The sequence below is a fragment of the Streptomyces azureus genome (genome assembly GCF_001270025.1).
GTDB lineage: Bacteria > Actinomycetota > Actinomycetes > Streptomycetales > Streptomycetaceae > Streptomyces > Streptomyces azureus.
This window is the reverse complement of record NZ_DF968349.1, coordinates 1-23,718: the sequence shown is the minus strand read 5'-3', so window position 1 is coordinate 23,718 and position 23,718 is coordinate 1. Positions and strand designations below refer to the sequence as shown.

Below are 23,718 nucleotides of genomic sequence, written 5' to 3'. Positions count from 1 at the left end.
CACGGCGTCGCCGACGGTGGCGAGGGGGCGGCCGACGGCCTCCGCGAGCTCCTCGGCGTTCGGCTTGACCACGTCCGGCCGCTCACGCAGGGCCGCGAGGAGCGCGGGCCCGGAGGTGTCCAGGGCGATCCGGGCACCGGCGGCGTGCGTGCGGGCGACCACCTCGGCGTACCAGGAGGGGGCGAGGCCGCGCGGGAGGCTGCCGCAGCAGGCGATCCAGGCGGCGTCGCGGGACTGCTGCCGTACGGTCTCGAGGAGCAGTTCCCGCTCGGCGTCGGACAGTTCGGGGCCCGGGGCGTTGATCTTCGTCAGGACGCCGTCGGCTTCCGCGAGGGCGATGTTGGAGCGGGTGGCCCCGGCGACCGGGACCGGAGCGACCTCGATGCCCTGCGCGTCGAGCAGGTCGGCGACGAGCGCGCCCGGGGCACCGCCCAGGGGCAGGACCGCCACCGTGCGCCGGCCGGCCGCGGCGACCGCGCGTGAGACGTTCACGCCCTTGCCGCCCGGGTCCATCCGCTCGCCGGTGGCGCGGATGACCTCGCCGCGGTCGAGGGACGGCACCTCGTAGGTGCGGTCCAGGGACGGGTTGGGGGTCACGGTGAGGATCATGCGCGCACTACTTCCGTGCCGCCGTGCTCGATGGCGACGGTGTCTTCGGGGCTCAGCCCGCTGTCGGTGATCAGCAGGTCCACATCGCTCAGGTCGCCGAAGCGGGCGAAGTGCTCCTGGCCGTGCTTGGAGGAGTCGGCGAGCAGCACCACGCGGCGGGCGGCGGCCACGGCCGCGCGCTTGACGGCGGCCTCGGCGAGGTCGGGAGTGGTCAGGCCGTGTTCGGCGGAGAAGCCGTTGGCGGCCACGAACAGCACGTCCGCGCGGATCTCGCCGTACGCGCGCAACGCCCAGGCGTCCACGGCGGCGCGCGTACGGTGCCGTACGCGCCCCCCGATGAGGTGGAGCTGGATGCCGGGGTGGTCGGCGAGGCGGGCCGCGATGGGCAGGCTGTGCGTGACGACGGTGAGGGAGGCCTCCAGCGGGAGAGCGGCGGCCATTCTGGCGACCGTCGTGCCGGCGTCGAGGATCATCGTGCCCTCGGTCGGCAGTTCCGCGAGGGCCGCCTTGGCGATGCGGTCCTTCTCGTCGGGAGCCGTGGTCTCGCGCTCGGCGAGGTCCGGCTCGAAGTCGAGGCGCCCGGCCGGGATGGCGCCGCCGTGCACCCGGCGGACCAGTCCGGCGCGGTCGAGGGCCTTCAGGTCCCGGCGGATGGTCTCCGCCGTCACCTGGAACTCCTCGGCCAGCGACACGACATCCACTCGGCCGCCGTCACGGGCGAGCCGGAGGATCTCCTGCTGCCGCTCCGGTGCGTACATGTCTGTTCGCCTCCGCCTCGAGCCCGAACGTGTGGTTTCAGCGGGAGGCTACGCCGAGATTTCCGCAAAGTAAACAGGTTCGGACCCAATCGGGCATGATCGGAAACAAGGACGGGCTCGGCACCCATGTACCGAGCCCGTCCCCGGACCGAGCGCGTCCCCGACGCCGAACCCGTGCCCGTACGGCTGTCAGGAGACCAGCACCGGCTCCGGCTGCTCCATCGCCGCCTGCTCCCCCTCGACATGCTGCGCCGGCCGCTTCGGCAGGGCGAACATCAACAGGAAGATCACGCCCATCACCGCGGCCACCCAGCCCAGCGAGTTCCGGAAGGCGTCCACGAAGGCCGGGCCCACCTGGTCCCGGCGCAGATGGTCGCCGATCGTGCCGAAGAAGACGACCGACACCAGGCCCAGCCCCAGCGCGTTGCCCATCTGCTGCACGGTGTTGAGCAGGCCGGACGCCGAGCCGGAGTGCTCGCGCGGCACCTCGGAGAGGATCGCGTCGGTCAGCGGAGCGACGATCAGGCCCATGCCCACGCCCATCACCACCAGCGGCAGCGCCATCTGCCAGGGCGCGATGCCGAGGCCGTAGTGCCCGGACTCCCACAGGTAGAGCAGCACCCCGGCCGCCATCACCAGCGCGCCCGCCTGGAGCACCTTGCGGCCGAAGCGCGGGACCAGCTTCTGCACCGACATCCCGGCGGCCACGGACACGGCGATCGAGAACGGCACCCCGGTCAGCCCGGCCTTCAGCGGGCTCCAGCCCAGCCCGAACTGCATGTACAGCGTCCACACCAGGAAGAAGACGCCGAGCGCGACCCCGAAGACGGTCTGCACGGCGATGCCGGCCGCGAAGCTCTTGACCCGGAACAGCGACAGCTCGACCAGCGGGGAGCCGTCCCGTGCGCTCTTGCGCCGCTCGTACGCCACCAGCGCCGCGAGGACGACGAGCGCCCCGGCCATCGACACGTACCCCCACAGCGGCCAGCCCAGCTCGCGGCCGCGGATGAGCGGGTACAGCAGCATCAGCAGGCCCAGCGTCACGAGCGCGACGCCCACCAGGTCCAGCTTCAGGGCCCGCGGCGCCTTGGACTCGGTGATGAAACGGCTGCCCAGGATCAGGCCCGCGACGCCCACGGGCAGGTTGATCAGGAAGATCGAGCGCCACTCCCACCCGAACAGGTTCCACTCGGTCAGCAGCGCGCCGAGGAGCGGACCGGACACGGCACCGAGACCGACGACCGCACCGAACAGCCCGAACACCTTGCCCCGCTCGTGCGCCGGGAAGGTCGCGTGCACGATCGACAGCACCTGCGGCACCATCAGCGCCGCCATGGCGCCCTGGAGGAACCGCGAGGCGACCAGCATCTCCGGGTTCACGGCGAGGCCGCACAGCGCGGAGGCGACGGTGAAGCCGCCGATGCCGATGAGGAAGATCCGCTTGCGGCCGTGGATGTCGCCGAGCCGTCCGCCGGTGATCAGACCGGCGGCGAAGGCGAGGGCGTAACCGGCGGTGATCCACTGGATCTGGCTGAAGGACGCGCCCGCCTCCCGCTGGATCGACGGTATGGCGATGTTGACGATCGTCACGTCGACGAGGTCCATGAAGGCCGCGGTCATCACGATCGCCAGAGCGAACCAACGGCGGCGGTCGGTCCCGCCGCCCGCGGAGCTGGGAGTGGTCTCGGTGGAGGTCATGCCTCGAAGTTAGAGGGCCAGTAGGTCAGATTCTGTCCTATTGGTGCGGCATCCTCGTCGGTATGACGACGGACACTCCGGCCCGGCTCCTGACGCTCCTCTCTCTCCTCCAGACGCCCCGCGAATGGCCCGGCGGCGAGCTCGCCGGCCGGCTCGGGGTCTCCCGCCGCACGGTCCGGCGGGACATCGACCGGCTGCGCGAGCTCGGCTATCCCGTGCAGGCCTCCAAGGGCGCCGACGGCGGCTACCGGCTGGTCGCCGGGAAGGCCATGCCGCCGCTCGTGCTCGACGACGAGGAGGCCGTCGCCATCGCGGTCGGGCTGCGCGCCGGGGCGGGGCACGCGGTGGAGGGCCTGGACGAGGCGTCGGTGCGGGCGCTGGCCAAGCTGGAGCAGGTGCTGCCGGGCCGGCTGCGCCACCGCGTGACCACGCTCCAGGCCGCGACCACTCCGCTGACCAGCGGGGACGGGCCCAGCATCGCGCCCGAGACACTGACCGTCATGGCCTCCACGGCGGCCGGGCACGAGAGGCTGCGGTTCGCCTACCGGGCGGCGGACGGCACCGAGTCGCGGCGCCTGACAGAGCCGTACCGGCTGGTGTCGACGGGCAGGCGCTGGTACCTGGTGGCGTACGACATCGACCGGGACGACTGGCGTACGTTCCGCGTCGACCGAGTGAGCGAACCGTTCGCCACGGGGGCGCGGTTCGTGCCACGGGAGCTGCCGACAGGGAATGCGGCGGAGTTCCTGCGGCAGTCGATGCAACGGCACCAGGAGGCGTACGACTTCGAGGTCACGTTCGCCGCACCGGCCGACTTCGTCGCCGCCCGGCTGCCGAAGTGGCTCGGCACGCCCGAGCCGTTGGACGACAACAGCTGCCGGCTGCGCGGGTCCGTCGGCGACGCCGTGCAGTGGGTGGCGTTCCGGCTGGCGCTGCTGGAGTGCGACTTCGTGGTCCGCGAGCCGGAGGAACTCGTGCGGGCGGTGCGGGAGTTGGGGGCACGGCTGAGCAGGGCGGCCGCAGGCGCTGAATAAGTATCCGACGCCCGGCCGCCGCTCGGCTCCGTCAGGCCTCCCACGGAAAGTCCCGTAGCGCCCTCAGGTTCCGCAACGCCAGTTCCGCCGGACCTCCGGCGCCCTCCACCGGCCCGTCCCCTTCCGCCCAGCCCTCCAGGGCCGTTCGTACGGCGGCGCTCGCGACGGCGGCGGCGAAGCGCGGCTCAGGCGGGACGGCGAAGTGTGCCTCAGGGGCGGCGGCAACGTTGTCGTCACCCTCCGGACTCCCCGTCCTGGCCCCCCGTTCCGCCAGCACCTCCCCCAGCGTCCGTTCCGACGCCTGGCACACCTCCGCCCACACCCTGCGCAGGGACGGGTTGGCCTCGGCGAGGCGCAGAAGCGTGCGGACCCACTCCCAGGAGGAGGCCGAGACGCCGGCGCCAGGGGTGAGGGTGTGGCGCACCGCGTGCTCCAGGGCCTTGGGCACGCAGTCGTCGGCGGGAGCCGCGCGTACCGCCTCCACCCAGCGGTGGGCGCCGGCCGCGTAGAGCGGGGCGACGGCCTCCTCCTTGGTGGCGAAGTACCGGTAGAAGGTGCGCGGGGCGATGCCGGCGGCCTGGGCGATGTCCTCCGCGCGGGTGGCGCGCAGGCCGTGCCGTACGAAGAGGCCGGCCGCGGCCCGGGCGATCTCCATACGCGTCTCGGCCTTCCGCCGCTCGGTCAGCGAGGCCTGAGGAGGGGGCGAGGTGGTGCTGCTCACGCCCGGCAGGCTATGCCCATGTGACACAATCTGCCATCTAGGCGGGCCACCCCGTGGTTCAGGTACGGGGTGGCCCGCCCTCCAGCACTTTCGCCCTCCACCCTCCGGTTCCCCGGTCATGCAGAGAGCCGGGCCCCGGCGCCCGGGGGGAGGGACGCCGAAGCCCGGCCTTGGGAGAGTCCCGGCGCCGGGGGGAGTGCGACGGGACTTGGCTCTGGGATGAGGGCCAGGGGCGTGGCCCCGGGCCCGAACTGGTGGGCCCGGAAGTCTTGTTCCCGGTGCCCCGCGGGTTGAAGCGGCGTTACATGGCCATGTTTGCGCGGTCTTTCGCCACCCGGCGTACGCGGCGACCCCCGGGCGCACACTGCCCGTCGTCCACAGGCCGTGGGACGACGCCCACAGGCCCGTGGGACGAGTCGTGCACCCGGACACGCCCACCGGCGGACACCGGCGTCACGCCGCCGCGTCGAACCCGGTGCTGCGCGCCAGCTTCTTCAGCTCCAGCAGCGCGTGCTTCTCGATCTGCCGGATGCGCTCGCGGGTCAGGCCGTGCTCCTTGCCGACCTCGGTCAGCGTGCGCTCCCGGCCGTCCTCGATGCCGTAGCGCATCTTGATGATCGAGGCAGTGCGCTGGTCGAGGTGGCCGATGAGGTCGTCGAGCTCCTCGCTGCGCAGCAGCGTGAGGACCGACTGCTCGGGCGACACCGCCGAGGTGTCCTCCAGGAGGTCGCCGAACTGGGTCTCGCCCTCGTCGTCCACCGACATGTTCAGCGAGACCGGGTCGCGGGCCCAGTCGAGCACGTCGGTGACGCGCTCCGGCGTCGAGCCGAGCTCGGCGGCGATCTCCGCGGGCTCCGGGTCCCGCCCGTGCTCGCGGTTGAACTCGCGCTGCACCCGCCGGATCCGGCCAAGCTCCTCCACGAGGTGGACGGGCAGGCGGATCGTACGGGACTGGTCGGCTATGGAGCGGGTGATGGCCTGGCGGATCCACCACGTCGCGTACGTGGAGAACTTGAAGCCCTTGCGGTAGTCGAACTTCTCGACCGCGCGCACCAGGCCGGCGTTGCCCTCCTGGATCAGGTCCAGCAGCGGCAGACCGCTGCGGGGGTAGCGGCGGGCGACGGCGACGACCAGGCGCAGGTTGGAGCGGATGAAGACGTCCTTGGCCCGCTCAGCGTCGGCGACCAGGGCTTCCAGCTCCTCACGGGTGGCGTCCGCCTTGGTCTCCTCGTACCCGTCGAGGACCTGCCGCGCGAACACACCCGCTTCGATGACCTGGGACAGCTCGACCTCCTTGGCGGCGTCGAGCAGCGGTGTACGCGCGATCTCGTCGAGGTACATGCCGACCAGGTCGCGATCGGCGATCTCGCCGCCATGGGCGCGAACACTGCTTGCCCTGTCGGCCGTCTCGCCGGTGGCGGACTGACGACGGGCGACGGCACGGGTTGCCATGCGTGCTCCCTTGCGATGATGAGGTCAGCGGGTGGTCCTTCGGACGCTGGACTCCGTCTCCGGGACTCTCCGGACTCTCCTCGGGTGCCCTGCATCCGATGGAAACAACGACTGGAATCAGGACAGAATTCCCCACCCGCCCCCCGAATTTTCTGATCATGCAGTACCCTGTCGGGCCACGCGGGGAGGCGAGATGCCGTCGGAACCTACAGAGGTGCAGGTCAGGCCGGGAGTCGAGGATGACCTCGAGGCCCTCACGGCCCTCTACAACCACTATGTTCGTGAGACGGCGATCACATTCGATACCGCGATCTTCACTCCGGAAGAGCGCCGCCCTTGGCTGCTCTCCCACCCTGAAGACGGCCCCTACCGCCTGATGGTTGCCGCGGCCCCGGACTCACAGCAGATTCTGGGCTACGCCACATCCAGCCCTTTCCGTGCGAAGCCCGCCTACGCGACCTCCGTGGAGACGACGGTGTACGTCGCCCCGCACGCCGGCCGCCGCGGCATCGGGAGCCTCCTCTACAAGGCCCTCTTCGAGGCACTGTCCGGCGAGGACCTGCACCGCGCATACGCGGGCATCGCCCAGCCGAACGAGGCGTCGGCCAGGCTGCACGAGCGCTTCGGCTTCCGGTACGTCGGCACCTACCGGGAGGTCGGCCGCAAGCTCGGCCGCTACTGGGACGTGGCCTGGTACGAGAAGGACCTCACGTAGGGCCGGCACAGGACCTGGCGCCGGGCCCGGCCTCAGCCGAACTGCACCGACCGTTTCGCCAGCCCCATCCAGAAGCCGTCGATCACCGACTTGTGCGCGTCCAGCTCACCGGCGGCGTCGGCCGCGCCCATGGTCACGAACAGCGGGGCGAAGTGCTCCGTGCGCGGGTGGGCGAGCTGCCCCGCGGGGGACTTGCGGGCGAAGTCGAGCAGGGCGTCCACGTCACGCGCCTCCAGCGCTCGCCGTCCCCAGTCGTCGAACTCCGCCGACCAGGCGGGGATGCCGCCCTGCCGGAGCGCGGCCAGGTTGTGGGTGAAGAAGCCGGAGCCGACGATCAGCACGCCCTCGTCCCGCAAGGGGGCGAGCCTGCGGCCGATCTCCATGAGCCGGACCGGGTCGAGCGTCGGCATGGAGACCTGGAGGACCGGGATGTCGGCCTCCGGGTACATCTCCACCAGCGGGACGTACGCCCCGTGGTCCAGGCCCCGGTCGGGGACGTCCTGGACGGGGACACCGGGGGCGCGCAGCAGCTTCCGTACGGACTCGGCGAGCTCCGGTGCGCCGGGGGCCTCGTAGGTCACCCGGTAGTAGTGCTCCGGGAAGCCCCAGAAATCGTAGACGAGCGGGACGGTCTCGGTGGCGCCGATCGCGAGCGGGGCCTCCTCCCAGTGGGCGGAGACCATCAGGATCGCCCGGGGGCGCGGCAGGCCGGCCGACCAGGCGGCCAGTTCACCGGGCCAGACCGGGTCGTCCGCCAGCGGCGGGGCGCCGTGGCTCAGGTACAGAGCGGGCATGCGCTCCTGGGTGGCGGCTGACATGCTGCGGCTCCTTCCAAAACATGGTTCCCTGAGAAAACTGTACGGGCCATTTGTTTAAAGTTCAAGGAGGGCCCACGTAGAGTGGAAGACATGAAGGCACCCGCATCCGCACCGACACCAGGCTCCGTGGCAGAGCCTCCGGAACCGCGCTGGCTCACCGATGAGGAGCAGCGCGTATGGCGCTCGTTCATGGAGGGCGTCACCCTCCTCGACGACCATCTCGACCGTCAGCTCCAGCGCGACGCGGGCATGCCGCACATCTATTACGGCCTTCTGGTCAAGCTCGCAGAGGCGCCGCGGCGGCGGCTGCGGATGACGGAGCTCGCCATGCTGGCGAAGATCACCCGCTCCCGCCTCTCGCACGCCATCGCGCGCCTGGAGAAGAACGGCTGGGTGCGCCGTGAGGACTGCCCCGACGACAAGCGGGGCCAGTTCGCCGTGCTGACGGACGAGGGCTACGAGGTGCTGCGGCAGACCGCGCCGGGCCATGTCGAGGCCGTACGCCAGGCGGTCTTCGACCGGCTCACCCCGGAACAGCAGAAGTCCCTCGGCGAGATCATGGGGATCATCGCCGAGGGACTCCAGCCGGCCGAAGCGGGTGCGGACCTGCCCTGGCTCCGCTGAGCCAGGGCAGGTCCTGGAATCCGTAGGTACGAGGTGTCCCCTCCTCGTACCTGCGGAGGGCCCGAAGGGTGTTTCCGGATACGGCCGTCAGTGGGCGACGACCGGGATCTGCACCTCGTCCGCCACACCCTCGCCGGAACCGGAGCCGGTCACGGTGGCGCCGCCGGGGCGGCCGGCGTTGACGAAGGTCAGGGCGATCGCGGCGGCCACGACGAGGATGCCGACGGCGAACCAGATGGCGCTCGTGTAGCCCTCCACCATGCCTTCCAGCTGGACCAGCTGCTGCTGGGACCGGCTGCCGGCCCCGGCGATGTGGTCCGCGATGTAGGACGTGGTGGCCGAGGCGGCGATCGTGTTCAGCAGCGCCGTACCGATCGCGCCGCCCACCTGCTGCGAGGTGTTGACCATCGCGGAGGCGACACCGGCGTCCCGCGGCTCCACACCCTGCGTGGACAGCGACATGGCCGGCATGAACGCCGTACCCATGCCCAGGCCGAGCAGGAGCATCGCCGGCAGCAGCAGGGCGGCGTACGAAGAGCCGATCTCCAGCCGCGTCAGCAGCAGCATGCCGAGCGCGGCGACCAGGAAGCCGGGGCCCATCAGCAGGCGCGGTGCGACCCGGGTCATCAGACGCGTGCCGATCTGGGTGGAGCCCGTGATCATGCCCACGATCATCGGCAGGAACGCGAACCCGGTCTTGACCGGCGAGTACCCCTTCACGATCTGGAGGTAGTAGGTCAGGAAGAGGAACAGGCCGAACATCGCGATGATCGCGAGACCGAGGGAGAGGTAGACACCGCCGCGGTTGCGCTCGGTGATCACGCGCAGCGGCAGCAGCGGGGCCTTCACCCTGGACTCGACGATCACGAAGGCCGCGAGCAGGACGGCGGAGGCCACGAACATGCCGACGGTCACGGAGTCGCTCCAGCCCTCGGATTCGGCGCGGGTGAAGCCGTAGACCAGGGCGACCAGGCCGAGGGTGGACAGGACCACGCCCGGGATGTCGAGCGGGGAGCGGTTGCGGCCGCCCTCCGGCTCACGGATGACGAAGTACGCACCGGCCGCGGCGACGATGGCGAACGGGATGTTCACGAAGAACGTCCAGCGCCAGTCCAGGTATTCGGTGAGGAAGCCGCCCAGGATCAGACCGACGGCACCGCCACCACCGGCGATCGCGCCGTAGATGCCGAACGCCTTGGCGCGCTCCTTGGCGTCGGTGAACATCACGGCGAGCAGGGAGAGCGCGGCGGGCGCGAGCAGGGCTCCGAAGACACCCTGGAGCGCGCGGGCGCCGAACATCATCGCCTCGTTCGTGGCCGCGCCGCCGAGCGCGGAGGCCACGGCGAAGCCGCCCAGGCCCACGACGAAGGCCTTCTTGCGGCCCCACAGGTCGGCTATCCGGCCGCCGAACAGGAGGAGACCGCCGAAGGCGAGGGCGTAGGCCGTGACGACCCACTGCCGGTTGCCGTCGGAGATGCCCAGGTCCTGCTGGGCGGAGGGCAGGGCGATGTTCACGATGGTGGCGTCCAGGACGACCATCAGCTGGGCCAGCGCGATGAAGACGAGCGCTTTCCAGCGGCCGGCGTCCGGCGAGGCCGCCGGGGCGCCGAGTGCCTTTGAGGCTGTTTCAGACATGGAGGTACCCACTTCGGGACAAGGTGACGGAAAAAAGTGACGGAAAAAGGTGTCGTTCAGGGACGACTCGACGGCCGAGGTGGCCGTGAGCTGTGTGGCCGCGAGCTGTACGGCGTGTGCTGTGTGCGGCCGTGGGACATGCGGCCGTGAACTGTGTGTGGTGAGGTGACTGGGGTGGCGCCCGGAACTGATCGGTCAGGCTCGGCGGAGGTCCTCCATGGTCACTGCCGCGCCCGGCAGGGCGGAACGGGCCGGGGCCCGCAGTCCGTCCAGGAACAGCTGAAGATGACGGTGTACGAACGGGTCGGCGCTGAAGCACGCCGTGCCGGCGGGGGGCCGGCTGAGCTGGGCCACGGCGACCATCAGGTCACCGACGCCGACGTCGGAGCGAAGCTGGCCGGCCGCCTTGGCGCGGTCCATGACCTCCTGGAGAATCCGCTCCACGCGCTCGCGCGCCGCTTCCAGGTCGGGGTGGTTCTCGTCGAACGTGCTCGAAACCATCGGGCACAGCGCGCTGATCCGCTCGTCGGCGGAGGTGTGCACGAAGCGCTCCAGGGCCTCGAACGCGTCCCCGGTCTCCGCGAGCGCGAGCTCGCCCGCCGCGACCGTACGGTCCAGCACGGAGCAGACGACCTCGCGCACGAGCGCGTCGCGGTCCGGGAAGTTGCGGTACACCGTGGCGTTGCCCACGCCGGCCCGGCGGGCGATGTCGTCGAGCGGCACCTCGGGGCCGTGCTCGACGAACATCTCCCGGGCGGCGGTGACGATCCGCTCCCGGTTGCGCAGGGCGTCGGCACGGGGCCGGGGCGCCTTGCGCGGTGCGGGGGTGGCGGTCTGCACGGCGTACTCCTGGGTGGTCTCAGTGCGCGGTGATGCGATCCGGGGAAAGCCTCCCCGTTTCAGTCGGACACATGGCTAAACGGGGACTGGGTCCCCGGTAATTCCCGTACCTGGGCTTCTCGCTTGTGATCTGGGTCACAGCCCCGACGGGGCCGCTACGGACGGGACCGCTACTGACGGGAAACCCACGATCGGTCTCCTCCAACGCGCGCCCCCACACCCCCCGACGCAGGGTGATCGCATGGGTGCAGCCGGAGACCGGAGGCTGCCATGGCGCGGGAGGTCCCTTGCAGGTCCGTGGCACACAGCCGCAGCCCCAGCGCCCCCGGTCGTACGGCTCGGGGCCGCCCGGCCGCCGGATACCCCGGCGGCGTCTGGCCGCTCTCGCCTGCGTGACCGCCCTGACCTTCACGGTCAGCACCTCGGCCGGCACGGGTCACCTCGCCCCGGGCGCCACCACGGCCGGAGCGGGCCCGATCTCCCTGTCCCGCACCTCCGCGCACGCCCCCTGCATGATCCGCGGCGCCCGCGAGGTCCAGATGTCCGAGGGCATCCCCACCACCTCCGGCTACGCCCGCTCCACCGGCACCGTGCGCGCCCTCACCCTGATGATCGACTTCTCCGACGCACCAGGCGAGGGCAAGGCCCTGGACCGCTACCGGGAGTTCTTCCCGCAGACCCGGCACTGGTTCCGCACCAGCTCCTACGGCCGCCTCGACTACCGCCCCGAGACCCCGATCCCTCAGTGGCTGCGGATGCCGAAGTCCTTCCAGGAGTACGGCATAGAGCGCGGCGCCCCCTTCGACCCCGGCTACCGCACGCTGGTCCAGGACCTCGTGGCCGCGGCCGACCCGAAGGTGGACTTCCGCGCGTACGACCTGCTGAACGTGCTGGTCACCCCGAACGCGGGCCCCTCCGCCCTCGACACCGTCCTCTCGGTCACCTTCGCCGGCAACCCCGAGGCCCCGAGAGCCGACGGCATACCCGTGGCCAACGCCTCCTTCGTCTACTCCCGCCAGGACGACGGCTCCGGCTCCTACGGCCGCACCGGCTACCGCGTCCTCCCCCACGAGAACGGCCACGTCTTCGGCCTGCCCGACCTGTACACCGCGGAGGGCGGGGGCGCGGTCGGCCACTGGGACATCATGAGCGAGGACTGGGGCGCCAACAACGACCTCCTCGGCTGGCACAAGTGGAAGCTCGGCTGGTTGGACGCCGCGCAGGTGCACTGCGTATCGGCCCCCGGCACCACGGAGTACACCCTGACGCCGCTGGCCCGCGCGGGCGGCTCCAAGCTGGTCGTCGTACCCCTGGACAGCAGATCCGGCTACGCCGTCGAACTGCGCACCCGCGCCGGCAACGACGAGTCGGTGTGCCGCCCGGGCATCCTGGTCTACAAGGTCGACGCCGAGGTGGACACGGGCATGGGCCCGGTCACCGTCTACGACTCCCGCCGCGACAGCGGCGGCTGCACGCGCGCGCCGAACGTGCATGCGGAGCTGTCCGACGCGCCGCTCGCGCCGGGCGAGACGTTCAGGGATCCGCGGAGGGGGGTCGTGATCAGAGTGGTGGGGGCGGATCTGGCGGGGGACTACCGGGTACGGGTGACGCGGGGCCAGCCACGGACGTGACGGCACTCGACGCTCAGGCAGGTGCCCGTTCGGGACTACGGTAGCCCTGCGCCGCGACCGCCGTACCGGAGAGCCGATGCCAGCGAAGCCCATGAACGACGCCGCCGGGGAGGCCACGCCTGAGGAGGCCGTCCGGGCGGAGACCACCCCTGCGGAGGCCACCCCTGCGGAGGCCGTCCGGGCGGAGACCACACCTGCGGAGGCGGTCACGCCGCTGATCCGCGGTATCGCGGTCCTGCGGGAGCTGACCGAGGCGGACGGGACGCTGAGCCTCAGCGCCCTCGAACGGGCCACCGGCCTCGCCCGCTCCACGGTCGACCGCATCACCGCCACACTCGCCCGCATGGACTACGTCCGCGTGGACGGCCGGGACGTGCACCTGACCCCGCGCCTGATGGAGCTGGGCAACGCCTACCTCTCGGCCCTGCGCCTCCCCGCCCTCCTCTCCGCCCGAGCGGACGCCCTGGCAGACGAGTTGGACGAGTCGGTCTCCCTCGCGGTGGCCGACCGCGACGGCATCCGCTTCATCCACCAGGCGACCCGCCGCCGCGCGATGTCCCTGAGCTTCCGCATCGGTGACCTGCTCCCCGCCGAACGCACCGCGCCGGGCCCGCTGTTCGCGACGGAGTGGACGGACACCGACTGGCGACATTGGCGGGACCGCAGGGCGTCGGACCCGAGGGACCTGTCCTTCACGGCCGTACCGCCGCGCAAGTACGGAGCGGACGAACGAGACGACGAGGCCTTCGTCGCCCGCACGGAAGAGGCGGCAGCGAACGGCTGGGCCCTGGACGACCAACTGATCGAACCGGGCCTGGTGGCGGTCTCGGTCCCGGTCAGGTCCCCACACACTGGCGACCGCCGAAAGATCGCATGCGTGGCGAGCGTGGTCAGCCACACGAGCCGGCACACAGCACACGACCTGCGCACGACCCTGCTGCCGAGGTTGCGCTCGGCGGTGACGGAGATGGAACGCGAACTGCGCCGCACGCCACCCCCGGAGACCGGCCCGCCCCCCTCGAACCTCGCTCTCTGGACGGGCGCGTCCAAGCAGCGGCTGGGCCGCGACTTCATCGAATCCCTGGCCCGTGGCCTGACGGTCCTCACGGCCTTCGGCGAGGGCAGGCCGGAGCTGACCCTCACGGAGGTGGCCCAGGCGACGGGCCTGGCCCGGGCGACGGCCCGCCGGGCCCTGATCACCTACGAACACCTGGACCTGGTGACCACCCCGAGCCCCCGCACCTTCACCCTGACCCCCCGGGTCCTCTCCCTCGGCTTCCCACCCCTCTCCCGCACATCCCTGCCCGAGATCGCCCAGCCCCACCTGTCCGACCTGACGTCCCGCATCCACGAGTCGACGTCGCTGGCGGTGCTCTCTGAATCGGGCGAGGAGATCCAGTTCACGGCCAGGGTGGCGACGGGCCGGGTGATGAGCGTGAACATCACGGTGGGCACACGCCTGCCGGCGCACGCGACGGCACTGGGCCGAGTCCTGCTGGCGGACACACACCGGGACCAAGGACAGCTGACCTCGATCCACTCCCAGGGCTACGCCCTGGTCGACGAGGAACTGGAAGAGGGCCTCCGCTCCCTCGCGGTCCCGATCCGCGACCGCTCGGGAAGGGTGGTGGCCGCCCTGAACACAGCCATGCACGCCAGCCGCCACACCCGACGCGAATGCGTAACGGACCTACTCCCCGAACTCACCTCAACAGCCACCCGCATCGAGTCGGACCTCCACACCGCCGGCCGCTTCACCCATGTCGCCCTGACCTGACCCCCGCACCCACCCGACCCGTATCCGGTACGGTGACGCCTGTGGCCTTCCCAGACCACTGGCACGGCGCTGCTTGCGCCCGATGCCACCGCCTTCGTGGGGCTTGATCGAAACTCTGAGAGCGCAGGTCAGAGAGGGCGGCCTCTCTGCACTCAGAACGCGCTTCGGGCGATCTGGGAACGCCGTCGGCATCGCTGCAGGTCACAGGCCGTCAGCCTCCCTCCCGCCCACGCCTCTTGGCCGCACAGCGGCGCCATGGTTGAGCCTTCCGCTCCATGCCCGCCGCTTTCATTCGCTCCGGCGCCTCTCAGGGGCGCCGAGGCGGCCATTGCCGGACTCTCGTTCCGCAGGCGGTCCGCCGCCCGCCGCCGACGGCGGGACAGCCCGGCTGCAGCTCAGGTCACCACACTCCCGGTCAAGCCCGCCCCGGCCCGGGTCGGCCTGTAGTGCGTAGGCACCAGGACTGGCGAGCGGCTGCTCCTGGTGCACCAGGCCAAGACGGCTGCAGGGGACGATGCCCGCCAGGGCGCCGCAGGCAAGTGTGAGAGACGCGCGAGATCTCGCGCATCCCTCTGGTCCAGTGGTGTCCGGAGTGATCAGCAGGTGACGACTTTCCTTTGGTGCCCCCGGCGGGATGGGAAGTGTCCCGCCGGGGGTTGCTCGTCGCGGTGGCCTCAGAACTTGTGGTGGAGGGCCACGGCCAGCTGGGCGTCGATGGCCGACAGCGTCGTGAGGTAACCGTTCCCGATGCGGAAACGGGGGGCGGCGTGGTTGTGGAGCGCGTTCTGGGCGGCCCTGGAGAGGTCGCTCCAGTCGTTCTCGAAGTCCAGGCCCGTCACGTCGATCATGCTTCCGCCCGAGTTCGACCCGTTGCTGCTGATCGTCGACGACTCTCCGGGGTAGTAACTGTGGCCGCCCCTGATCGCCTGGCTGACGCGGTAGGAGATGAAGTCGGCGCGGGCACCTTCCGCGAAGGCCTGGGTGAGGATCAGCAGGGCCCGTGCCTGGTCCCGGCCGGCCGCCGTGTAGTGCTGGCCGCCCAGGTCGCTGATCGAGCCCTGGATCGTGCCCAGGGAGATGCCCAGGCTGCCCCGGCTGATGTTGCCTGCGGCCCCCTCCATGTTGTTGTAGTTGAGCCAGTTCAGGTTGCGCGCCCTGGCCCCGGCGATGGTCGCGGGCCCGTGGCCCAGCCGGTAGTACGTGTTCGTTTCGTGGTTGCGCCAGCCGACGATGTACAGGTTCCTCGCGTTGAACACCAGGGTGACCTGGCTGCGGCCCATGGCCAGGGTGACCGGGAAGTAGTCGTCCTGGTTCCGGGCGAGAATGATGTTGCCGTAGAGCCGGGTGCCCTCGACCCGGTCGCGGATGTCGTTGATGAGGGCGTCGTACCGGCGGGCGAGGTCCGAGTGGACGCCGGTCGTCAGGTCGTAGCTCTTACCGTCGGTCGGTATGGAGTCGCTGACCAGCTGGGCCTCCTGCCCGAGCGATGTGTGGTGCGTCTCGGTGAGTCCGCTCATGCCGGTGACGGCCAGGGCGCCGACGAGTGCTGCCGGCACGACGGCCGAGGTACGAAGCCTGCGGAGGACCTGAAATCGGGACATTGCGCTGTTCTCCCCGTGCTGGGTGTGCCGGATACCGGCCTTTCCCCACCGACGTTCGCAACCGGAACCTTGATTGGCACGTCCCTTTTGTCAGGTCAATCAATCCTGTGGGCGAAAGGGGATTGATTGACTTCACATGCCGCAACACCTGCACGCCGCCCGTGGGCAACCTGGGCGTTGTCGGGCGTCTTGTGTGTTCATCACGCTCAATGTCGCTTTCGCCTGGCTGTACGGAGGTATGCGCATGGGGCGCCCGGAAAGACCGCTGGACCCGACGGCCGGCCCCGTGCCGCGGCTCGCGCACGAGCTCCGGGAGCTGCGCCGGACGGCCGGTGGCCCGTCCTACCGGGCCATGGCCAGGACGGCGGGGTTCTCGGCCACGACGTTGTCCCAGGCCGCGGCCGGCGAACGCCTGCCGTCGCTCGCCGTCGTCCAGGGGTATGTGCGGGCCTGCGGAGGAGACCCGGCCGAGTGGGAGCCCCGGTGGAAGGCGGCTCAGGCGGAGGCCGCGGGCACCGCGCGCGAGGACGACGAGGACGCGGTGCCGCCGTATCGGGGACTGGCGCGGTTCGAGCCCGACGACCGGGCGCTGTTCTTCGGCCGGGACCGGCTGGTGGAGGAGTTGCAGGAGCTGGTGTGCGAGCACCGTTTCGCGGTGGTGTTCGGCGCGTCCGGCAGCGGGAAGTCCTCGCTGCTGCGGGCCGGACTCATCCCCCGCCTGCGGGAGAAGATCCTGGAACTGGGCTCCCCGGCAGTCCTGCGGATCCTCACCCCGGGGCCCCGGCCCGCCTCCGAGTACGGCCACCTGCTGGCCCCGGCGCAGGACGAGCCGGAGAGCTGGGTGGTGGTGGACCAGTTCGAGGAGGTCTTCACCCTCTGCCGGGACCGGGAGGAGCGGGCGCGGTTCATCGACCTGCTGCTGGCCGCCCGGAAGCCGGACAACCGACTCCGGGTGCTCATCGCCGTACGCGCCGACTTCTACGCCCGCTGCGCCGAGCACCGCGACCTGGCGGACGCCCTGCGCGGCGCCGGACTGCTGGTCGGCCCGATGACCGCGGACGAGCTGCGGGAGGCGGTGGTCAAGCCCGCGCAGGCGGTCGGGCTCCTGGTCGAGCGGGAGCTGACCGCGCGGCTCGTCGAGGAGGTGCTCGACGAGCCCGGCGGACTGCCGATGCTGTCGCACGCCCTGCTGGAGACCTGGCGCCGCCGCAAGGGCAGGATGCTGACGCTGACCGCGTACGAGGCGGTCGGTGGAGTGCGCGGTGCGATCGCGGCCAGCGCCGAGGAGGTGTACGGGCAGCTGTCGTCGGCACAGGCCCACACCGCCCGCCGCCTGCTGCTGCGGCTCGTCGAACCCGGACAGGGTACCCCCGACACCCGCCGCCCGCTCTCCCGGTCCGAACTGGAGGAGTGGGGGGACCCTGACGTGCCGCCGGTGGTGGAGCGGCTGTCCGGCGCCCGCCTGCTGACCGTCGACGAGGAAGCCGTCCACCTCACCCACGAGGCCCTGCTCACCTCCTGGCCCCGGCTGCACGGCTGGATCGAGGAGGACCGCGAGCGGCTGCGCCACCACCGGAAGCTGACCGACGCCGCCCGCACATGGCTGGAGCACGACCGCGACCCCGGCGCCCTGTACCGGGGCACCCGGCTGGCCCGCGCGGAGGAGCTGTTCCCCGACCACGAGCGGGACCCCGCACTGACCTCGGCGGAACGGGCGTTCCTCACCGCCACGCTCGACGTCCGCGATGCGGAAGCCCGGGCCGCCGCCCGCTCCACACGCCGGGCACGGGCCGCGGTGGGCATGCTGTCGACCGTCCTCGTGGTGGCGCTGGTCGCCGGTCTGGCCGCCTGGACACAGCGCCGGGACAACCAGCACCGGCGCACCGACGACGTGGCCCGCCGGATCGCCGATGTCGCGGACGCCCTGCGCACGACCGAACCTCGCGTCGCGCAGCTCCTGGGCGTCGCCGCGTGGCGGGTGGCCCGCCTGCCGGAGACCCGGCGGGCCCTGCTGGGCTCACTTGGCCAGCAGGAACTGGACACCTTCAGCGATCACGCGCCGGGCGACAGCGCCTCCCGCTATCTGACGGACTCGGGTCGCACGTTGCTCAGCGTCGAGGGCCGTACCTGGCGGACCTGGGACGTGGCACGGCACCGGCGGATCGCCTCGGGACGGGTGCCGGTGGGCGGGCTGGTGCTCGGGGCGAGTCCGGACGGCCGGCTGCTGGCGGTCCACGCGGACGACGGCGTACGGCTGTGGGACACGGCCGCCGGACGGTGGAGCGGTGACCGGCTTCCGGCGTCGTCCCTCGTGGACTTCGCCGGGAGCAGCTACGCCGTGAGCGGCGTGGACGACTTCCGGGTGCAGGTGCGTTCGAACGCGGACGGCAGGCTGCTGTTCGAGACGCAGTCGGCGACCGTGGCCCCCAGCGCGGACGGCCGACTGGTCGCGTTCTGCCATGCCGGTGACGGGCTGCGGGTGCGGGACCTGCGAAGCGGGCGCACGGTGCCCGGGCGCTGGGAGCACGGCGGCGAGGTCTGCGGCGACGAGCGGGCACAGCTGGTGCTCGACGACGGGAAGAGACTCGCCGCCGTGAACGGCACCGGCGTGCGCGTCTTCGACGTCCGGACGGGGCGGCAGCTGGCCGAACTGCACGACGCGGGGGTGAAGCTGGCCGCCTTCAGCAAGGACGGGAACTTCCTGGCGACCGCCGACGGGGAGGAGCTCAGGGTGTGGCGGCTGGGCGTCGACGCCCCGGTGTTCCGGCACCCCCTCAACAACCAGCATCTGTACGGCGCTCTGGCCTGGGACCCGGCCCACCCGGTGCTGCGGTATCTGGAGGGCGGCACGGTGCACTCGCTGGACGTCGCGACGGCCGTGACCTCCGCCTGGCAGGACCAGCCACTGGACAGGGTGCTGATCGGCCCGGACGGCCGTACCGTCGCCACCGCCCGGCGCACCGGCGACCGCTACGTCTTCGAACTGCGCGACACCCGCGACGGGCGGCTGCTGCGGACGCTGCCGTCCCCGCCGCTCCCCGTCTCCCGCGACCCCTCCCGGCCGGTGGACGCCGAGCAGACCCTTGCCCTGCTGGCCTTCGGCCCCGACGGCACGTCGCTCGCGTACGGTGTCTCGGCCCCGGGCAGCGAGGCGTCCGCGCAGCGCATCACGATCTGGGACGTCACGCGGGGACGGGCCCGCACGACGGTGGATCTGGCGCCGGGCGGGCCGGACGGGGCGGTGATCACGCTCGCCCTGGGCCCGGACGCCCGCACGCTCCACGCCGCCCGCACCCTGGCCGAAGGCACGCTGAGCAACGAGGTCTGGGACACCGCGCACCACCGCAGGACGGCGGTCCTCCCGGCGCTGTCCAGCCACCACCTCGCCGTCCGCCCCGACGGCGGGCTCCTGGCCGGCGACAACCGTTCGGCGGTCCTGCCCGGCGGCAAGGTCGCCGGACAGGACCTCGTCCAGGGCGAAGAGCTCGGCGCCCTCGCCTTCTCCCCCGACGGTTCGCGGCTGGCGGCGGGGGACCAGACGGGCCGGGTGGCGCTGTGGGACGGGACGCTGCGGCAGCGGGCGGGAGTCCTGCCGAGCGTCTTCCCCACACTCCCGGAGGGCATCTCCGACTCACTCCTCGGCGACACCTCGGAGGCCGTCAGCGCCCTCGCCGTAAGCCCTGACGGCAGCACGCTGGCGGTGGGCGGCGAGGCGGGGACTCTCCAGCTGTGGGACATCGCCACGCAGCAGCCGATCGGCGGTCCGCTGACGACACCGGGCGAGGCGATCGACACGGTGGCGTTCGCCAGGGACAGCTCCACGGTGTACGCGGGGAGCGCGCACGTACCCCTCCAGCGCTACACGATCCACCCGTCGAAGGCCGTCGAGTCGGTGTGCGCGCGAGCGGGCGGCGGCGACCTCACTCGGGCGCAGTGGCAGACGTACGCGCGTGACGTGCCGTATCGCGAGGTGTGCGACGACTGACCCGTCCGGCATTGATTTCCCTGGTCAGAGGCGATTGATTGACCTGATGGAAAGGCTGGCCGATCAACCCCCCGGGCCTGACGATCGACCCGTCGCTGCCCCGGTCCGACTCCCCCCTCGGCCGGGGCAGTGGCCGACCCGACCAGCGGGTCGAGGAATCCGACGGGAGAACCACCCATGAAGATCCGGAAGACCGGCCGCCGCCGGACGGCCGTGCTGACATCGGCCCTCGCCCTGGCACTGATCCCCCTCTCCACGGGCACGGCCGGCGCCAACACCAGCCCTGGCTGGGGCGACGACAAGCCCGACGTGATCTGGGACTGCAACAACGGCAAGACCGACCTGTGCCAGTACCACGAGGTCAACGCGTGGACCCAGCTGGGCAAGCGGCGTCAGGTCGGCAACCCCGTGTACAACTGCGCGGGCAGCAGGGACCTGGGCTTCGACCTCGCCTTCAGGACCGACCGCAGCACCTCGTACTCCTTCCAGCAGGAGACGAAGGTGGAGGTCAAGGCCGGCTTCTCGGACGTGCTCGAAGGGGGCATGTCCGCCAGCCTGTCGCAGACGGAGAAGTGGGAGGTCGGCAGGACCACCAGCGCCGGCACCACGCTCAAGGGCGTCATCCCGCCCCATATGGCGGGCGGGTACTGGTTCGCGCCGTACTGGCGGAAATCCGAGGGGTGGCTGGAGGTCCACTACGGCAAGCGCAAGCACGGCCACTACTTCTGGTACTACCCCGGCAAGGGCTCCACGGGTGTCCAGATCGCCACGCCGGTGATGAACTCGGACGGCTCGATGAAGGGCAAGTGGTACTGGGCGACTTGGAAGTGCTGACCCGGCCGGCTTCGTGATTCGCATCCCCGAGCACCTCCAGCAGTCCCCGAGTACACCCGCACTCACCGGCTCGTCCACCCCTACCGCAGCGACGCCGAGTCGGACCGCACCCAGCTCGACGCCTCACTGTGGAACGGGCGCCTGCTCATCACCCTCGGTTTCGTCCTCGCCGAAGAGGGGTCACCCTTGCTGAGCCCCACCGCCTGAGCACCCCACCGCCCACCCACCAACACCAGCGCCCGCCCGAGCCCCGATCCGGTACCCTGTGGATCGAGCGCCCCGGCGGGCGCTGCGGCATGTCACCAGGCCCAGCCTGTCCACGCGCCACAGCGGTCGCCTCCAGGACGCTCAGGGCTTGACAGAGAGACCTGGCCACGGGCACTTCACCGAGTTCCGTGCAAGGTTTCGATCAAGCCTCGCCTTCGTAGCTCAGGGGATAGAGCACCGCTCTCCTAAAGCGGGTGTCGCAGGTTCGAATCCTGCCGGGGGCACCAGGCCAAAGGCCCGGCACCTCCGAAATTTCGGAGGTGCCGGGCCTTTGACATCCACTTCTGACATCAACGCGGGCAGTCACTCAAGGATGGGGCGTCTCCTGAGCAGCCGGTCCATGTGGCTCATGGCTTCGCGCTGCGTGTCCTGGACGACGTGGGTGTAGACGTCCATGGTGATGCTGATCTGGGAGTGACCGAGGATCTCCATCACGACGCGGGGCGCGACCCCGGCCGCCGTGAGGAGGGTGGCAGTGCCGTGCCGGGCGTCGTGCAGCCGGATGACGCGGAGGCCGGCGGACTGGGCGACGCGGGTGAAGGAGCGGTAGACGTTACGCGGCTCGACCGGACGGCCGGTCCGGGTGGTGAGGACGTAGGCCGACTCCTGCCACTTCTCCCCCGCCTTGGCTCAGGCGGCAACCTGCCGCATCCGGTGTCAGCGGTGGGGCGCGATACAGAGAGCGGGCAGAGGTACGGCAAGTCAGCAGACACAGCGGCGCCGTGGGGTCCTTCCTGCACCGTCTCTGTCACCCACGCCAGCACCCGCATCACCTGGACCATCCGGCCAGTGGTCTTCCCGCCGCTCGCGCACCGCTATAGCACTGACCTTCCATCCTGCGCACACGACTTCCAACCCAACGCGGGCACGCAACGCCTCCGCTGATGCACGATGGTTCGGCGCTGATCGACGAGCATGCGTGGAAACGAGGGAGAGATCGGTGTCCGAAGAGCCAGGCGGCGTAGTCGTCTATTGGCGCCCCATGTGTACGTACTGCATGAAGCTGCTTACCCAACTGCGCTTCACCCGGCTCCAATACACCAAGGTGAACATCTGGCGAGACCCGGACGCTGCGGCATTCGTCCGGTCAGTCGCCAACGGGAACGAGACTGTGCCCACCGTGACCGTGGCCGACCGAGCAATGGTGAACCCCTCGAAGCGAGAGCTCATAGAAGCGGTCGAGATCCACGCTCCACACCTGCTGCCCAAGAGCAGCTGACCGCCCTTCGACCGGGACCGGACAGACCCCGCGCTGCCGACTGAGTTACAACCTTCTCTACTGGTTCAAGGCCCGCGCACGGCGCGGGCGCGCGCCGCCTCTGCGGCGCGGCCTGCCTCCTGTCTGCGCCCCGGCTGGCCGCGCCCGGCGGCGCGCTGGCGAGCTGCGGGCATGAGGTAGGAGACACCCTCTGTGGCTGGGGCGGTCGGCTACCATCCCGAGCAGGGAGGCTCATGGGGATTGTGGTCGGTGTTGGGTTCATCACTCTGGCCGGGTACATGGTGCGGAGTGCCGTCATGGTGTGGCGCGACCCCCACCGGGCGCGGGCGCAGGCCGACGGGTGGAACCGGCTCGGCAGGCGTGGGGCCTGGGCAGTCACGCGCGGCATCGTGCCCGTCGCCGCCATGTTCACCTGCCTGGCCCTCATGATGATCTCAGCTCTCGGAGCCGATACCTGGAGCACCGTTCGCGGCCCCCTGGAGACCACCGGGACCGTGTTCTTCATCCTGATGTTGGCCTGCTGGGTCGTGATCGCCTCGATAGCCGTATTCAACCGGCCCAGGTTCCTCGTACCGCCATACCTGCGCGATAGACGCCGCCTGTAGCGACGAATGGAAAGCAGGCAGGTACCTGGGACCACCATCGGGCCATCAGGCCGGGAGAAGGGCATCTGTACCCCACGGGTGCCCGATCACAGGGCGCGGCAGGGGGAACAGCGGGGAGTCTCGGCGAGCGGCCCGGAAACACGCAGGTCAGCGAATCCGCAGGTCAAGCACAACCCGCATTACGCGATCTTCCAAGTTAGCGCTCTGCAGCAACCCCGCCATGCATGACGCGATACTTGAAGAGACGCCGTCGGCGAGTAGCACGCCAGGATTCCTCAGAAGAGGTTGGGCAGGGCAAGTACGAGGGCGAACGAGAGACAGACGCTGAGAATGAACCTCCGCGCCCTGAACGGACGACGGCGGCCTTTGGCATCCACGAGTTGAGCGACCCAAGCCGCCAGGAGTACGCAGAGCGACCCTAGCGAGGCGTGCCCAAGATGCCCGCCTTGCAGCGCCCTGGAGAGGTAGAAGATGCCCGCCATCTGAACAGCAGTCGCAATCGCTACAGATGCGAGAACGATGCCAGCTCTCCGATGGGCTTCCTCCTCCTCTGGCGTAACGATCCTGACTCTCACGTATCGAGGCATCGCTCTCCAACCACGCCCGCCTAGAGCAGCATTGACAGCAATCGAGCCTATCGAGGTCCACACTGTTGAGCTCAACATACGCCCGGGCACGTGAAGCGCAGGTTCCGCAAGAAGCGCTAGCTCCGGCTGACATCCACGGGTGACATCAACGGCACCGGACGCCAGACCCCATGCACAGCCCGGCACGTTCGACCCGACTGAGCGTTGCCGCCCCCGGACAAGGCCCGGACCGAACTCCTAAGACGTCATCTCATTTGGCGAGTATGTGCGACGATTCGTCGGCCAGTAGGAAGCCATGAGCGGGGGCG

The 23,718-nt window shown here is 70.8% G+C and carries 18 protein-coding genes, 1 tRNA gene and 1 pseudogene; 10 read left to right on the top strand and 10 right to left on the bottom strand.

From position 1 onward, the window contains the following. From AOQ53_RS27085 to AOQ53_RS27075, 3 genes are all read right to left on the bottom strand, one after another. Window positions 1–609: 1-phosphofructokinase family hexose kinase (locus AOQ53_RS27085; RefSeq protein ID WP_148640383.1), on the bottom strand; the 609-nt coding region annotated here is incomplete at its 3' end. Then, window positions 606–1,367 (bottom strand): DeoR/GlpR family DNA-binding transcription regulator, encoded by a 762-nt coding sequence (locus tag AOQ53_RS27080; protein WP_059421196.1) that lies wholly within the window; start codon window positions 1,365–1,367, stop codon window positions 606–608. The genes AOQ53_RS27085 and AOQ53_RS27080, both read right to left, overlap by 4 nt. Window positions 1,368–1,556: 189 nt before the next feature. Further along, window positions 1,557–3,065, bottom strand: a complete 1,509-nt coding sequence (locus tag AOQ53_RS27075; RefSeq protein ID WP_059421194.1) for an MFS transporter — start codon at window positions 3,063–3,065, stop codon at window positions 1,557–1,559. A gap of 62 nt (window positions 3,066–3,127) precedes the next feature. Between AOQ53_RS27075 and AOQ53_RS27070 the strand changes: the two genes are divergently transcribed. Continuing rightward, window positions 3,128–4,099: a helix-turn-helix transcriptional regulator gene (locus AOQ53_RS27070; protein ID WP_059421193.1), complete on the top strand. Its 972-nt coding sequence runs from the start codon at window positions 3,128–3,130 to the stop codon at window positions 4,097–4,099. A gap of 31 nt (window positions 4,100–4,130) precedes the next feature. On the opposite strand, the gene AOQ53_RS27065 is transcribed toward AOQ53_RS27070, so the two are convergent. Both AOQ53_RS27065 and AOQ53_RS27060 read right to left on the bottom strand, forming a co-directional pair. Beyond that, window positions 4,131–4,820 carry a TetR/AcrR family transcriptional regulator gene (locus tag AOQ53_RS27065; RefSeq protein WP_236711835.1) on the bottom strand — a complete coding sequence of 230 codons (690 nt, stop codon included), beginning with the start codon at window positions 4,818–4,820 and terminating at the stop codon, window positions 4,131–4,133. A gap of 453 nt (window positions 4,821–5,273) precedes the next feature. Next, the gene (locus AOQ53_RS27060) at window positions 5,274–6,272 is read right to left on the bottom strand and encodes a sigma-70 family RNA polymerase sigma factor (protein WP_059421190.1); all 999 of its coding nucleotides are present in this window, start codon (window positions 6,270–6,272) and stop codon (window positions 5,274–5,276) included. Between the two features lie 193 nt (window positions 6,273–6,465). Between AOQ53_RS27060 and AOQ53_RS27055 the strand changes: the two genes are divergently transcribed. Then, the gene (locus tag AOQ53_RS27055; protein ID WP_059421189.1) at window positions 6,466–6,987 is read left to right on the top strand and encodes a GNAT family N-acetyltransferase; all 522 of its coding nucleotides are present in this window, start codon (window positions 6,466–6,468) and stop codon (window positions 6,985–6,987) included. A gap of 32 nt (window positions 6,988–7,019) precedes the next feature. Here AOQ53_RS27055 and AOQ53_RS27050 read toward each other — a convergent pair whose 3' ends face one another. Further along, the gene (locus tag AOQ53_RS27050) at window positions 7,020–7,805 is read right to left on the bottom strand and encodes a dioxygenase family protein (RefSeq protein WP_059421187.1); all 786 of its coding nucleotides are present in this window, start codon (window positions 7,803–7,805) and stop codon (window positions 7,020–7,022) included. A 90-nt stretch (window positions 7,806–7,895) separates the two neighbouring features. Here AOQ53_RS27050 and AOQ53_RS27045 point away from each other — a divergent pair, with 90 nt between their 5' ends. Continuing rightward, window positions 7,896–8,429: a MarR family winged helix-turn-helix transcriptional regulator gene (locus AOQ53_RS27045; RefSeq protein ID WP_059421198.1), complete on the top strand. Its 534-nt coding sequence runs from the start codon at window positions 7,896–7,898 to the stop codon at window positions 8,427–8,429. 87 nt (window positions 8,430–8,516) lie between these two features. Here the strand turns inward: AOQ53_RS27045 and AOQ53_RS27040 are convergent, their stop codons facing one another. Then, window positions 8,517–10,064, bottom strand: a complete 1,548-nt coding sequence (locus AOQ53_RS27040; protein WP_059421186.1) for an MFS transporter — start codon at window positions 10,062–10,064, stop codon at window positions 8,517–8,519. Window positions 10,065–10,259: 195 nt separating this feature from the next. Further along, the gene (locus tag AOQ53_RS27035) at window positions 10,260–10,904 is read right to left on the bottom strand and encodes a TetR/AcrR family transcriptional regulator (RefSeq protein WP_174523353.1); all 645 of its coding nucleotides are present in this window, start codon (window positions 10,902–10,904) and stop codon (window positions 10,260–10,262) included. A 359-nt stretch (window positions 10,905–11,263) separates the two neighbouring features. Between AOQ53_RS27035 and AOQ53_RS27030 the strand changes: the two genes are divergently transcribed. Then, window positions 11,264–12,535 carry a M6 family metalloprotease domain-containing protein gene (locus AOQ53_RS27030; protein WP_174523354.1) on the top strand — a complete coding sequence of 424 codons (1,272 nt, stop codon included), beginning with the start codon at window positions 11,264–11,266 and terminating at the stop codon, window positions 12,533–12,535. A gap of 76 nt (window positions 12,536–12,611) precedes the next feature. Then, window positions 12,612–14,312 (top strand): IclR family transcriptional regulator domain-containing protein, encoded by a 1,701-nt coding sequence (locus tag AOQ53_RS27025; RefSeq protein WP_078945531.1) that lies wholly within the window; start codon window positions 12,612–12,614, stop codon window positions 14,310–14,312. A gap of 674 nt (window positions 14,313–14,986) precedes the next feature. Here the strand turns inward: AOQ53_RS27025 and AOQ53_RS27020 are convergent. Then, complete coding sequence (locus tag AOQ53_RS27020; protein WP_059421181.1) at window positions 14,987–15,868, bottom strand: ribosome-inactivating family protein; 882 nt, start codon at window positions 15,866–15,868, stop codon at window positions 14,987–14,989. Window positions 15,869–16,157: 289 nt separating this feature from the next. Here AOQ53_RS27020 and AOQ53_RS27015 point away from each other — a divergent pair, with 289 nt between their 5' ends. The 3 genes from AOQ53_RS27015 to AOQ53_RS27005 all read left to right on the top strand — a co-directional run bounded on the left by AOQ53_RS27015 (window position 16,158) and on the right by AOQ53_RS27005 (window position 21,226). After that, on the top strand, window positions 16,158–19,898 hold the full coding sequence (locus AOQ53_RS27015) for an nSTAND1 domain-containing NTPase (RefSeq protein ID WP_059421179.1): 3,741 nt from the start codon (window positions 16,158–16,160) through the stop codon (window positions 19,896–19,898). Between the two features lie 177 nt (window positions 19,899–20,075). Beyond that, entirely contained in the window at window positions 20,076–20,732 is a 657-nt protein-coding gene (locus AOQ53_RS27010) for a hypothetical protein (protein ID WP_059421177.1), read from the top strand. A 418-nt stretch (window positions 20,733–21,150) separates the two neighbouring features. Beyond that, window positions 21,151–21,226 (top strand) — tRNA-Arg (locus AOQ53_RS27005). Window positions 21,227–21,302: 76 nt separating this feature from the next. Here AOQ53_RS27005 and AOQ53_RS27000 read toward each other — a convergent pair. Next, window positions 21,303–21,698, bottom strand: a pseudogene (locus AOQ53_RS27000) (tyrosine-type recombinase/integrase); the annotation flags it as partial. Window positions 21,699–21,918: 220 nt separating this feature from the next. Here AOQ53_RS27000 and AOQ53_RS41675 point away from each other — a divergent pair. Both AOQ53_RS41675 and AOQ53_RS26990 read left to right on the top strand, forming a co-directional pair. Further along, window positions 21,919–22,218 carry a glutaredoxin domain-containing protein gene (locus AOQ53_RS41675; RefSeq protein ID WP_330219372.1) on the top strand — a complete coding sequence of 100 codons (300 nt, stop codon included), beginning with the start codon at window positions 21,919–21,921 and terminating at the stop codon, window positions 22,216–22,218. A gap of 233 nt (window positions 22,219–22,451) precedes the next feature. Then, window positions 22,452–22,823 (top strand): hypothetical protein, encoded by a 372-nt coding sequence (locus AOQ53_RS26990; RefSeq protein WP_059421174.1) that lies wholly within the window; start codon window positions 22,452–22,454, stop codon window positions 22,821–22,823. The last annotated feature ends 895 nt before the right edge of the window (window positions 22,824–23,718 follow it).